Annotated in this window: 9 protein-coding genes; all 9 read right to left on the reverse strand. The window is 48.5% G+C overall.

All coding sequences use genetic code 11. From position 1 onward, the window contains the following. The 9 genes from murB to ACR32F_RS22940 all read right to left on the reverse strand — a co-directional run bounded on the left by murB (window position 1) and on the right by ACR32F_RS22940 (window position 13,142). Window positions 1–906: a UDP-N-acetylmuramate dehydrogenase gene (gene murB, locus ACR32F_RS22900; RefSeq protein ID WP_440111068.1), complete on the reverse strand. Its 906-nt coding sequence runs from the start codon at window positions 904–906 to the stop codon at window positions 1–3. Window positions 907–1,053: 147 nt separating this feature from the next. Next, the gene (murG, locus tag ACR32F_RS22905) at window positions 1,054–2,163 is read right to left on the reverse strand and encodes an undecaprenyldiphospho-muramoylpentapeptide beta-N-acetylglucosaminyltransferase (RefSeq protein ID WP_440111070.1); all 1,110 of its coding nucleotides are present in this window, start codon (window positions 2,161–2,163) and stop codon (window positions 1,054–1,056) included. A 7-nt stretch (window positions 2,164–2,170) separates the two neighbouring features. Further along, entirely contained in the window at window positions 2,171–3,268 is a 1,098-nt protein-coding gene (gene spoVE / locus ACR32F_RS22910) for a stage V sporulation protein E (protein WP_440111072.1), read from the reverse strand. Window positions 3,269–3,316: 48 nt separating this feature from the next. After that, the gene (gene murD, locus ACR32F_RS22915) at window positions 3,317–4,738 is read right to left on the reverse strand and encodes a UDP-N-acetylmuramoyl-L-alanine--D-glutamate ligase (RefSeq protein ID WP_440111074.1); all 1,422 of its coding nucleotides are present in this window, start codon (window positions 4,736–4,738) and stop codon (window positions 3,317–3,319) included. Between the two features lie 3 nt (window positions 4,739–4,741). Beyond that, entirely contained in the window at window positions 4,742–5,710 is a 969-nt protein-coding gene (gene mraY, locus ACR32F_RS22920; protein WP_440111076.1) for a phospho-N-acetylmuramoyl-pentapeptide-transferase, read from the reverse strand. A gap of 21 nt (window positions 5,711–5,731) precedes the next feature. Then, a complete protein-coding gene (locus ACR32F_RS22925) occupies window positions 5,732–7,135 on the reverse strand; it encodes a UDP-N-acetylmuramoyl-tripeptide--D-alanyl-D-alanine ligase (RefSeq protein ID WP_440119991.1) in 1,404 nt (467 codons plus the stop codon). Then, window positions 7,135–8,622 carry a UDP-N-acetylmuramoyl-L-alanyl-D-glutamate--2,6-diaminopimelate ligase gene (locus ACR32F_RS22930; protein WP_440111078.1) on the reverse strand — a complete coding sequence of 496 codons (1,488 nt, stop codon included), beginning with the start codon at window positions 8,620–8,622 and terminating at the stop codon, window positions 7,135–7,137. Before ACR32F_RS22930 ends, ACR32F_RS22925 begins: the two co-directional genes overlap by 1 nt. A 128-nt stretch (window positions 8,623–8,750) precedes the next feature. Then, window positions 8,751–10,715: a stage V sporulation protein D gene (locus ACR32F_RS22935; protein ID WP_440111080.1), complete on the reverse strand. Its 1,965-nt coding sequence runs from the start codon at window positions 10,713–10,715 to the stop codon at window positions 8,751–8,753. Window positions 10,716–10,808: 93 nt separating this feature from the next. Beyond that, window positions 10,809–13,142 (reverse strand): penicillin-binding transpeptidase domain-containing protein, encoded by a 2,334-nt coding sequence (locus tag ACR32F_RS22940; protein ID WP_440111082.1) that lies wholly within the window; start codon window positions 13,140–13,142, stop codon window positions 10,809–10,811. Window positions 13,143–13,189 lie beyond the last annotated feature (47 nt).

The raw sequence follows: 13,189 nt of genomic DNA on the forward strand, positions 1-13,189 counted from the left end.
TTACCGTTCACCCACTACGAAGACTTCCGGTACCAGGTTAATACCGTTTTGAGATGATATAGTGTTCTGAATTGACTGCATTAGGGTGATAACGTCCTCTGCTGTTGCTTGGCCTGTATTGACTATGAAATTGGCATGCATGGTGGATACCTGTGCGCCTCCCTCACTCATCCCTTTAAGCCCAGCTGCTTCAATCAGTCGGGCGGCATGGTCACCGGGCGGATTCCGGAACACACTACCTGCACACGCCATCTGTAGTGGTTGTGTACGGCGTCTGCGATCTTTGTAAGTCGCCATCACTTCCGAAATGAACTTGCGCTCTCCCTGCTGGAGTGCAAATGTAGCCTCCAGCACGATGCCTCTCCGGTCATGCAGAACAGAGTGACGATAGGCAAATTCCATCTCCTCCTTGCTATAACGTACCAATTCCCCAGTCTCCAGTACAATCTCAGCGGATTGAAATATCCGTGACACATCCGACCCATGGGCACCAGCGTTCATATATACAGCTCCGCCGACTGTTCCGGGGATCCCACTGCCAAATTCCAAACCGGTCCACTCTTTTTTGGCAGCAACCACACTGAGTTTAACAAAAGAATGTGCCGCTCCCGCAGTTACGCCTCCTTCATGAAACTCGGCATAATCAAAGCCTTCTCCGGGTTTCACGACAACTCCGCGTATTCCTTTGTCAGACACCAGCATGTTTGAACCCCGTCCAAGCTGCATCCAGGGAATCTGATGCTCGTGCAGCAATTGGATGAGATTGACCATCTGCTCCTTGTTTTCCGGTATGACCAGCGCATCTGCAGGACCACCGATCTTCCATGTGGTGTATTTGGCTAACGGCTCGTTTTCAAGAACTTTGCCGACATTAATCTGGGATAGTAACGATATCCACTGCTGCATGTTTACATCCTCCTTTGCTTCAAACCAATGAGCGCAGTGATTTCGGTTGCTGCAAGCCGTGTTGTGGCACCATGGAACGATTGTCACGATTTATACGGTATCTTATGTCAGTCCCGCAGTGTGTGTGACAATCGCCCAAAATGCACTTTACCGCTCTGCAGCAAGACGCCGAATTTCGCTCACAAGTACCTCGGCTGCATCGGGTTTCCCCAGTTTCCGGGAGGCTTCCGCCATTTTTCCGCGCGCCGTTTCATCATTCATAATTCCGGCAATCGCTTCATATAGTGCTTTGCCTGTCAGATCCTTTTCCAGCATGGTAAGTGATGCACCACCGCCTTCAAGCATGCGGGCATTCGCCTCCTGATGATTATTCGTCACGTTAGGTGACGGAATCAGGATGGATGGAATCCCCAGAGATGTAATCTCGGCAAGAAACGATGCTCCGGCACGATTCACAATTAGCGATGTACAAGCAAGAACTTCCGGCATATTGTGTACGTATGGCAGCACATGCAGATGATTTGACATGGTGCCAAGTGAGCTGCGAATCGCTTCACGTGTTTCATCAAAATATGAATCGCCTGTCACGTAAACCACGTGTACATCATCGAGCTGTCCCAGCATAGGTGCCATATCGACCATGGCTTTATTGATCGCTTTCGCTCCTCGGCTTCCACCAACCACAAGAACAACACGGCTGTTCATGGGCACGCCCAGTGTGGCAAAACCACGATCACGGCTGGCTTGGGCTACTGTGGTAGCCCTTGGATTGCCGGTATACACAACCCTTTTGGCTCCAGAAAATGCTTTCTCCGATCCCTCAAAGCTTACAGCAACCGTATCCACATACCGGGAAAGAAACTTGTTAGTCAATCCGGGAATGGCATTCTGCTCATGAATGACACTTGGAATACCAAGTTTGGCTGCCGCATACACAACAGGTCCACACACATAACCACCCGTACCGATGACAACATCGGGCTTGAATTCCTTGAGCATTTTTTTGGATTTGCGCACGCCCTGAAGGAATCTCATGACTGTCTTCAGGTTGTCTATGGACAGCTTACGGCGAAAACCCGTAATATCAATGGATTGAAATGGTATATCCTCCTGTGGCACCAGTTTGCTTTCCAGCCCTCGGGTACCACCAATATATAGAAATGTGGAGTCGGGATTCTCCGCCTCACATTGCCTTGCTATAGCAACGGCCGGATAGATATGTCCACCCGTACCGCCGCCGCTTAGAACGACTCGCATCGTACATTCACCTCGCATAACGGGATAAGTTCAATAATATGCCTAACGCAGTCAGCATCAAAGTTAATGATGATCCGCCATAACTGATAAGTGGAAGTGTAATCCCCGTAACCGGCATCATTCCAATAACAACGCCAATGTTGATGATGACCTGTACAGCCACCATGCCAACGATGCCGACGCCCAGCAGACTGCCGAAAGCATCCGGTACCGTCATCGCTACGCGCATCCCTCTCCACACCAGTACCAAAAACAGCATTAATACAATCATTCCACCAATAAAACCGAGCTCTTCTGCCAAAATAGAAAAAATAAAATCAGTTTGCGGCTCAGGTACATAGCTGTACTTCTGCCTGCTCATGCCCAGTCCCAAGCCCGCAAGTCCCCCTGGCCCGATTGCATATAAAGATTGAATAATCTGATAACCGGCACCCAGAGGATCAGACCACGGGTCCAAAAAAGCCGTTATGCGTTGTAATCTATAAGGCGCCGCTGCAATCAACGCTGCAAAACCCGCAACACCACCAAGGGCGAGAAACAATAAATGTTTCATCCTTGCTCCTGCTGTGAAAATAATGAGCATCGATGCACCCAGCATTACGGTGCCTGTCCCCAAATCGGGCTGAAGCATAATAATGCCGAAGGCCAAACCAATCAATCCGAGCGGCGGCAGAAGCCCCGTCCTGAACGTTTTGATTTTGCCGGGTTCCTTGCTTAACCAGTGAGCCAGAAACAGGATCATGCCCAATTTCATGAATTCTGAAGGTTGTATGCCAAACGAACCAATACCCAGCCAGCTTCGCGCCCCGCCCCGAACTACTCCGATGCCGGGAATCAATACCCCAATCAGCATGATAAAACAGGCAATCAGTATAGGCTTGGCATATTTCCTCCAGACCCTGTAGTCCACATTTGCGGTAACAAACATGGCGGCAAGTCCAAGTCCAGCGAACAGCAGTTGTCTTTTGACAAAGTAAAATGAATCGCCGTAGTCATGAAAAGCAAGCACCGAGCCCGCACTATAGACCATAATAATGCCGATGGCAAGCAATGCCAGAATACAAATCAGGAGCCAAATATCTGGCACCGGTCGCGACTGTTTCATCAGGAGGCCACCCCTTGCATGGAAGTAGGGGCTTTTCCACCCCCCTACTTACAAGTTATGCGCCGCCTCTTTAAAAATGCGTCCCCGCTCTTCATAGGAAGCAAACATGTCCCAGCTTGCACATGCCGGTGATAATAAGACCACATCACCTGGAGCTGCAAACTGTGAAGCTTCCTGCACGGCAGCGGTTAACGTTTGGGCAGCGTCCTCCTCATTATCGACGACCTTAATTTGCTTTAATCCAGCCAATTCTGCGACCTTGGCAATTTTTGTGCGTGTTTCTCCCAGAGCGACTACAGCTTTCACACGCTCCTGGAACAATGGCAACAATTCCATCATGTCCGAGCCACGATCCAGCCCTCCAGCAATGAGCACAACCGGCTCCTTGAATGAGTTCAGCGCCATCACTGTCGCCTTGGAATTGGTCGCTTTAGAGTTGTTATAATAGGTGACTCCATTATGCTCAAGTACATACTCAAGACGGTGTTCAACCCCCTTGAAGTCAGCCAGAGGCGCAGCAAGCACAGATGGATCGGCTCCAGCGGCCACAGCGATAGCTACTGCTGCCAATGCATTTCCCACATTGAATCGTCCTGGGATTCCGATGTCTTCCACATCAACAATGACGTGATGGTTGTCCTGACCGTCTGCATAGATCACCTGGCGCTTCACATCATCCTCTTCCCCATCCACGTATGGCGGATCAGCATATACCCCTGCTTCAAGCGTCTCTGTCATTGAGAATGGGAGCAGTCTTGCTTTGATATAAGGAACCAGTCCGCGGCATACCGGATCATCCCAGTTCAGGATAGCTACATCCTCCGGCTGCTGGTTAGAAAATAATTTGGCTTTGGAGGCCACATAATCATCCATGCCTCCATGGTAATCCAAATGAGTCTCCGCCACGTTTAGCAAACTGGCAATGCGCGGACGGAAATCAGCTGTTCCTTTGAGCTGGAAACTGCTAAGCTCTACGACCATCCAGTTATCCGCAGAAGCCTGCTCTGCTGCCTCACACAATGGCGTTCCAATATTGCCGGCAACGATAGGCTTCAGGCCAGCATGCTCTAACATATTGCCTACCCATGTTGTCGTGGTCGTTTTCCCATTAGAACCCGTGATTCCGATCATGGGTGCAGCACACAGATGATAAGCCACCTCTACCTCAGTCACCACTTCGATACCTAAGGCCAAGGCCTGCTGCACAGGAGGTGCCTGATATGGAATGCCCGGATTTTTGACGACGAGCTTCACATCACTATGGATCAGGTTATCTGGATGACCTCCGCATACAACAGAAATTCCCAAAGCCTCCAATTCGGATGCTTCGGGACACTGTTCTCTCTCTTTTTTATCATTAACTGTGACTTTTGCGCCGGCACGATCCAGCACTTTCGCGACCTGCACGCCGCTCTTGGCCAGTCCAAGCACGACGACTTGTTGTCCGCGATATGATTCAGGATGGTTCATTGTTTACAACCCCTTGTTGAGATAAAGTCCAAGAGCGGCCAAAATAGCACCTACCGCCCAAAAAGTAATGACAACCCGCCATTCCGACCAGCCACTCAGTTCGAAGTGATGATGAATCGGGCTCATTTTGAATACACGTTTGCCGCGAGTCTTGAATGATACCACCTGGATAATAACAGACAGGATCTCGATGACAAAAATACCGCCAATGATGACAAAAAGAAGTTCTGTCTTCGTCACAATGGCTACTGCTCCAATGGCACCACCAATACCGAGAGATCCTGTGTCTCCCATAAACACTTTGGCGGGATGGGCGTTGTATACCAGGAAACCAAGCACTGCACCAATCATTGCCGCAGCACATACAGCTGCTGGCATGGATGTGGCCTGCATGGCTACAATGGCAAAGGCTCCAAATGCAATAGCGCTCACACCTGACAGCAAGCCATCCAAACCGTCCGTAAAGTTTACTGCATTCGTAATGGCGAGCATCATGAATACAACAAACGGGTAGTAGAACCATCCCGTCCAGTCAAAGGAGAATGACGTACCCGGAACAGAAATGGCTGTGCTGTGTCCATTCTGGATCAGCAAGTAGCACATCACTGCACTGAAGAACAACTGACCAAGCATCTTTTGTCTAGCTGTCAGCCCGAGTGAACGTTTGAATACAATTTTGATGTAATCATCCAAAAAGCCAATTAGACCGAAGCCCAGTGTAGCTACAAGCAGGACGTAAAAGTCCGTATTCTTGACCGCTGAAAATTTCAAAAAGGCCAATGTGAACGCGAGTAAAATGACAACTCCGCCCATTGTCGGTGTTCCGCTTTTTTTCAGATGGCTCTGAGGTCCATCTTCCCGAACCTGCTGCCCAAATTTCATTCGACGCAGCAACGGAATCAATAGCGGTGCGGCAATCACCGCCAAGATAAATGAAACGCCGATTGTTAATAGTAATACCTGGAAATCCATGGGTTCACCCCTCTAGTCTACTCAATTCTGTAATGGAGCTATTTTTAGTGCTTCGACCACGTCCTCCAGCTTCATGCCCCGGGAGGCCTTGAACAAGACAACGTCTCTGGGATGGAGCTTCTCCAGCAGGTAACGGGTCAATTCTTCTTTGCTTTCAAAAGCATGCACGGCTTCCGCCGGCATGTTCTGGCTCGCCCCTTCAGCGATACTTGCCGATAACGGCCCATAAGCCAGCACCATATTCATTTTGGCAGGTGTAATGTATTCCCCGATTCCTCGATGAAGCTCCAGCTCCTGAGGACCCAGTTCAAGCATGTCACCAAGCACAGCTACTTTATGGCGATATCCCTTAAGCCCCTCCAGTACGTCAACAGCAGCCTTCATAGATGTAGGACTGGCGTTGTATGCATCGTTGAGCATCGTAAGACCGCTCACACCGTGAAGAACCTCAATACGCATGCCTGTCAGTTTCAATCCGGACAGTCCTGCTGCAATCTGCTCTGCTGACACTTTGAAATGACGTGCTACTTCTAACGCAGCAAGACAATTGACCACATTGTGGGTCCCAAGCAGTGGCAATGTAAAAGCAACTTCTCCCAACTGCTTGGTAGTAAACGTAACCCCACTCTGCACATTCATGAGTCCTGTTGGATAATCATCATTCCCTGCCTGCAAACCAAATGTATAACGCTGAAGGTTTTCAGGCTGTTTCATGAGCGGCTCCGCCAATACTTGTGCGATCAGCGGCTCGTCTCCGTTGTAGATCAGTAAACTGCCCGGTTTCATACCAGCAGCAATTTCAGCCTTGGCCCGGGCAATCTCCAATCGGGACCCCAGTTGGAGCAGATGAGCTTCACCAATATTCGTAATGATCGCCACATCCGGCTGGGCGATTATCGATAATTCCTCGATCTCACCCCGACCACTCATGCCCATCTCCAAAATTACAATTTCAGTATCCGGCTCCATGCTCAGCACGGTGAGCGGCAGGCCAATATGGTTATTGAAGTTACCTTGGGTCTTGTGCACCTTGAACGTGGTAGACAAAATGGCATCCACAATGTCCTTTGTTGTTGTTTTGCCATTGCTGCCTGTAATCCCCACAACCGATGCATTGCTCTCCCGCAAATAGGATGACGCAAGGTTCTGCAAGGCAACCAGGGTATCCTCTACCACGATGACAGCACCTTGTGGTGCAGTCCCATGGTCCTTTTGCCATAAAGTCCCCGCAGCACCCTTCTCTACACAAGCTTGCACAAATTCATGTCCGTCAAACCTTTCGCCAACCAGCGGGATGAAGAGACTGCCTCGGACAGGCTTGCGCGAATCTGTAAACACACCTTCAACTTGCACATCTCCATAGGTAACAACGTCAGTAAGCGTTCCTCCACACATCTCGGCGATTTGTGCCAATGTTCTTTTTATCAATTGCATATGCCCCTTATCGCTTCTTTCGCTATAATCCGGTCATCAAAGTCGGTCTTGGTTGTTCCGATGATCTGATAGGTCTCGTGGCCCTTACCCGCAATCAATACTACATCGGCTGGGCTTGCCATTTCAATAGCTTCATGAATCGCTTGGCGGCGATCCACAATCATGGTATAACGGTCAGGCTGAATGGAGTCTTCAATCAGGCCTTGTTCAATATCTTTAAGGATCAGATCCGGATCTTCAGTCCGTGGATTATCGGAAGTAACCAATACGATATCGCTGTACTTCGCTGCAATTTTCCCCATGAGAGGCCGTTTCGTACGATCCCGGTCACCACCACAGCCAAATACACAAATCACACGTCCCTCAGCAAATTCCTTGACCGTCCGCAATACGTTCTCCAGACCATCTGGGGTATGAGCATAGTCAACAATCACTGCAAATGGCTGCCCTTCATCAACAGCCTCAACGCGACCATCCACGCCCGGTACCGTCTCCAGACTCCGTTTGATCTCTTCCAGAGGAACCCCTTCAACCAGTGCAGCAGCAATGGCAGCCATTGCATTGTACACATTGAATTTACCTACCATGCGAAGACGAATATCGGTACTCCCTCTAAATGTGTCCACATGGAAAGAAGTACCTTGAGAGGTAATTGAGATTGCGGATGCACGTACATCCGCATTTTCCTCCATGCCATATGTAATCACTTCAGCTGCCGTTACAGAAATAAAATAAGCTGCTGCGGGATCATCTGCATTGATAACCGCAAATTTGCGCCGGGAAGCATCCTCTGTATATCCGTTGCCTAAGCGTGCAAAGAACAATCCTTTGGCAGAACGATACTCTTCCATGGAGTGATGGTAATCCAAATGATCCTGCGTCAGATTGGTAAATACGGCTGTACGGAAATCCGTTCCTTTGACACGCCCCTGTTCCAGCGCGTGAGAAGAAACTTCCATAATACAACAATCCGTACCCGATTGAACCATATCATGCAGACTCCGCTGCAGATCGAGCGCTTCCGGTGTTGTGCCTGACATAGGGTAAGTACGTCCGTCATAACGCATTTGGATGGTACCAATCAACCCTGTTTTCCGACCGTAATCACTCATGATTTTCTCGATTAAATAGGTTGTCGTTGTTTTCCCGTTGGTTCCCGTTACACCAATCATATTCATCTTGCGGCTTGGCGATTCAAAAAAGGAATCTGCAAGCACAGCCATTGCAAAACGGCTATCTTTGACCAACAGCTGAGGAACAGGCATATCCAGCTCTCGTTCTACGACAAGAGCTACAGCTCCAGCGTTTACAGCCTTTTCGGCATAGTCATGCCCGTCTACCGTATGCCCCGGAAGACAGATAAACAGATCTCCCGGTTGTACCTGGCGAGAATCTGTCTGTAGGTTTTGGCATTCTGTATTTGGTTCGCCAATGACACGGGCGGTTGTCAGTGTTGATGAAAGTTGTTTTAAAAGCACATGAATAACCTCACTTTTCCAAGTTTACTTCTACTTCGCATATACCTGTATCTCATTAATATTGTCAATACAGTCCATTAATGAAACGCATCTCAACTCATTTTGTTGCGGTGAAGATCAAGAGCCTGTCAATGCCCTTGATCCTTATCCTTGGTATGATCGTGAATATCATTCAGAACATCTCCCATATAGATGCGTATGGTCGAGCCCTTTTCGACTCGGGCTCCAGGTTTGGGAGCCTGATTAATCACATATTTTCCACTGCCGGATTTGGCCAGCATAAAATTCATATTCAGATCCTCATACAAGTCTTCGACCGTGGCTCCCGATAGATCAGGAACCGTGACAATTTTAGTCTCTCCATATTTGTATTCCTTAGCTACCTGGTTCTTTCGAACAGGGACATTCATATAATGCAGCGAATCTTCGAGAATGTTCTGTACGATAGGTGCCGCAACCACACCGCCGAACTGAATCCCTTTGGGATTATCCACCGCAGTATAGACAACAATCTGTGGATCGTCGGCCGGAGCAAAACCGATAAAAGATACGATATGCTCGGTAGAGGAATAACGTCCGTTGATTACCTTCTGGGCTGTGCCCGTTTTGCCGCCAACCCGGTATCCATCAATAAATGCTGGACGTCCTGTGCCCTTGGCAACCACACTCTCGAGCGCTTCACGCACTTGCTTAGACGTATCTTCCGAGATGACTTGACGAACCAGTTCCGGCTTGGCTTCTTCCATAACTTCTCCGGTTTCGGGATGAACCCACGCCTTCGTGACATAAGGCTTATAAAGTTTACCACCATTGATGGCCGCTGACACAGCTGCCACTTGCTGAATCGGCGTAACGGAAACACCTTGACCAAAAGCTGTCGTTGCGAGTTCAACAGGTCCCACCCGGGACAGTTTGAACAATATTCCACTTGCTTCACCACTCAGATCAATGCCTGTTTTGGTGCCGAATCCAAAGTTTTTAATGTATGAGAACAAAGATTCTTTTCCCAGTCTTTGACCGAGTGCCACAAACCCGGGGTTGCAAGAATTCTCTACAACCTGCAAAAACGTTTGACTACCGTGACCACCTTTTTTCCAACAACGCAGACGAGCCCCGCCAACCTCAACATAGCCCGGATCAAAAAATTGGTCCTGTTGCAGATTGACTTTCTTCTCTTCAAGTGCCGCTGCCAGTGTAATGATCTTAAACGTCGAGCCTGGTTCGTATGTCATCCAGATCGGTAAATTCCGGTTATAGATATCGGCCGGATACTGCTGATAATCCGCTGGTTCATATCCGGGTCTACTCGCCATACCAATAATTTCACCCGTTTTGGGGTTCATGGCAATTGCAAGCGCCGAGTTGGCCTGGAATTTGACCATGGCCTGATCCAGCTCTCTTTCTATGATGGACTGAATCGATTTATCAATGGTCAGCTTCAGGTTCAGGCCGTCCTTGGGTTCCACATACTTCTCGGATGAGCCCGGCATTAGCCTTCCGGCCGCATCGGACAAGTAGGACACACTGCCATTTAAACCGTTCAGCTTATCATCGTATTTTTTCTCTACACCCGTTAAGCCCTGATTATCAATGCCTGTAAAACCAAGAATATGAGCAGCCAAATCATCATATGGATAGAATCGCTTATTATCCTCAGCAACAACGATACCCGGAAGCTTCAAATCACGGATGTGCTGCGCTTTCTCCATCGTAATTTTGCGGCCACCGGGTTGTAGTCGGACAATCAGTTCTCTTTTCTTAATGGTTGCCAGCACTTTCTCTTCCGTCATCCCTAGCAACGGAGCCAGTGCTCTAGCTGTCGTCTCCGCTTCTTTTACCTGAGCAGGGATCGCCATAATGGTTGGTGTTGTCACATTATAGGCCAGAGAGATTCCATTGCGATCCAGGATCTCTCCCCGTTTGGCTGAATAGGGAATATTACGCCGCCAAGATTCTTCCGCTTTCGCAGACAATTCCGGGCCTTCCCCGAGCTGTACATAAGCAAGCCTGATTACCAGGGCCGAAAATAGCAAAACTAAGATCATTAAACTCCATAACAATCTGCGCCGCAGATTTACGCTTGATCCCTTCACGAAAAGATCCCCCCACTCGTCCCAAAATCATGATTGTGTTCCATTCATGAATATTCGGGACAACCGGGGGTTAGAACAAGCTGTCTGTGATCACTATGGAAGCGAAACCTTATCCGATGGATCGGCAGAAGATTCTGTCTCATTTGAAGGCGCGTTTGTTGCATCCGTTTTGTCCGTTTCTTCGGTGTTCCCTGCTTCGACAGATGCATCCTGCTTGTCGGCTTCATCTCCTGATGTTGTTGGATCAGAAGATTCAGGAGCATCATCGGCTATACCGGTAACCGCCGCTTTGGCTGTCTGCAAGGTGAGCTGAACCGTTCTCTGCTCGCCTGATACCTGCTCCGTTTGCTTCACGACGTACCCTTCGCCTTTAACCGTTACTGCCACTTTCATAAGAGAGAGCACTTCAAGTGCGTCTCGTAGAGATTCACCGGTCAGATCAGGAATCTTCATCTTGCTGCTCTCTTCGGTCAGCAGATAGATTCGTTGGCCCGGATTCATGGATGCACCTGCTACAGGATACTGGCGAATAACACTTTCACCCTGACCAAGCGTCTCATAAGCAATTCCTGCGTTCAGAAGCTGACTTCTGGCCTGCTTCGCTGTTTTGCCTGACAGGTCAGGAGCTTTGGCTTGAACAACTGGAGTTGTTTTGGATTTCTTGTCAGTGGTTTTCACTGTATCTTTCGGGACTCCCATATATTGAAGAGCCTGGCTGGCAATCTTCTTGAATACCGGTGCAGCTGCAGTCCCGCCGCCAATATTGGCGCCATCAGGCTGGTCAATCACAATCAATATCGCGATTTTCGGGTTATTGACGGGTGCAAATCCGATAAACGAAACGACGTCTTTGGATTTACTATACGCCCCGTTGACTACTTTTCTTGCAGTTCCCGTTTTACCTGCAACGCGATATCCTTCGATATAAGCATTGCGCCCGGTACCAATCGCACGATCCGCAACGACCTGTTCCAGATACCCGCTCACCAGTTTGGAAGACTCCTTGGAGATGACCTGGCGAACGACCTTCGGCTTGATGACTTCTGTTGTACCATCATTCGGGTTTTTGATTTCCTTCACTAGATGCGGTTCCATCAATTTGCCACCGTTGGCAATAGCGGAAATAGCGGCCACCTGCTGAATTGGTGTTACCTGTACAAGACCGTGACCGTAAGCAGCTGTAGCGATCTCCGATTTATAGACGAGAGGCCTGATTGGTGAGGCTGCCTCACTTGGCAGATCAATGCCAGTCTTTTTACCAAAACCGAATTCGTCTATGTAGTGACGTAGACGCTCCCCGCCAAGCATACTGTAACCCAAGTTAACAAACGCAATGTTACTTGAGCGTTTAACTCCTTCGAGATAAGAGATCCAACCATAGGTATGACCATTATCGCTAATCGGGAAACCACCGATATACATGCGTTTGGATTCAAAACTTGCATTGGGATCGAACAATTTTTCTTCCACAGCACCTGCCAAGGTAACAATCTTGAATGTTGACCCCGGTTCATAGATGGATTGTGTCGCATGGTTGATGAAGTCCTTCTGATCCGGTGTTTCCCAGTAAGTGTTAGGATTGAAATTAGGCCAGTTAGCCATGCCCAAGATCTCCATCGTATTGGGATCTGCTGCAATGACAGTCATACTTAGCGGATTATATTGAGCAACCGCTTCTTTCATCGCATCTTCAATATAAAATTGGATCGTATCATCGATGGTCAGCGTGAGATTTTTACCATTCTGAGGTGGCAGGTAGTTATCCTGAGAGTCAGGCAGCTTGATGCCCTTTGCATCCTTCTGGGAGTTCAGATAACCATCTGTACCTGTAAGCTGTTCATCATAGGATACTTCCAGACCATTAACAGCCTTGCCATCACGGCTCATGTAACCAAGTATATGAGATGCCAGCGTTTCTTCCGGATAAAAGCGTTTCGACTCTTGTGTCATGACAATGGCGTTCTGGGCTTTGTATTCGTCCTTCAGTTGTTCTCGAAACTCGTCTACTTTTGCAGCCAATTCAGGGCTGATTTTGTAGCCTTCGCTGCGTACTTCACGTTGCTGAAAGAACTTGCCATTTCCCCTTTTGGCTGTTACAAGTGTACGCATTTCGCTCTCGTTTTTGCCCAACAAACTGGACAATTTGTCAATAACCACATCTTCAATCCCAAGCTGATTAATAAGCTCCGGGTTAACAGATACCGTATACGCAGGTGAATCCGTAGCCAGAATGTTCCCCTTCCGGTCTGTAATTGTCCCTCTGCTCGCTTTGATGATCTGTTCACGTTCTACTAAGCCAGCCGCGCGTTCCTGCCAGTCACCGCCATTAACAACCTGGATAAAAAATATTCGAATTACCAATACAAGAAAAAAGAGGGTGATACATCCCCCTATAAACAACGTGCGCATCTTTATTCTTTTTACCATCGGTACACCTCTTTAATTCAGCCTTTTGTATCATTCGATTCCAATGC

It is taken from the genome of Paenibacillus hebaui, assembly GCF_051934385.1.
GTDB lineage: Bacteria > Bacillota > Bacilli > Paenibacillales > Paenibacillaceae > Paenibacillus.

Excerpts from the sequence above, each read along its gene's own strand:
- murB (WP_440111068.1), bottom strand. The coding sequence starts at position 906 with ATGCAGCAGTGGATATCGTTACTATCCCAGATTAATGTCGGCAAAGTT.
- murG (WP_440111070.1), bottom strand. The coding sequence starts at position 2,163 with ATGCGAGTCGTTCTAAGCGGCGGCGGTACGGGTGGACATATCTATCCG.
- spoVE (WP_440111072.1), bottom strand. The coding sequence starts at position 3,268 with ATGAAACAGTCGCGACCGGTGCCAGATATTTGGCTCCTGATTTGTATT.
- murD (WP_440111074.1), bottom strand. The coding sequence starts at position 4,738 with ATGAACCATCCTGAATCATATCGCGGACAACAAGTCGTCGTGCTTGGA.
- mraY (WP_440111076.1), bottom strand. The coding sequence starts at position 5,710 with ATGGATTTCCAGGTATTACTATTAACAATCGGCGTTTCATTTATCTTG.
- ACR32F_RS22940 (WP_440111082.1), bottom strand. The coding sequence starts at position 13,142 with ATGGTAAAAAGAATAAAGATGCGCACGTTGTTTATAGGGGGATGTATC.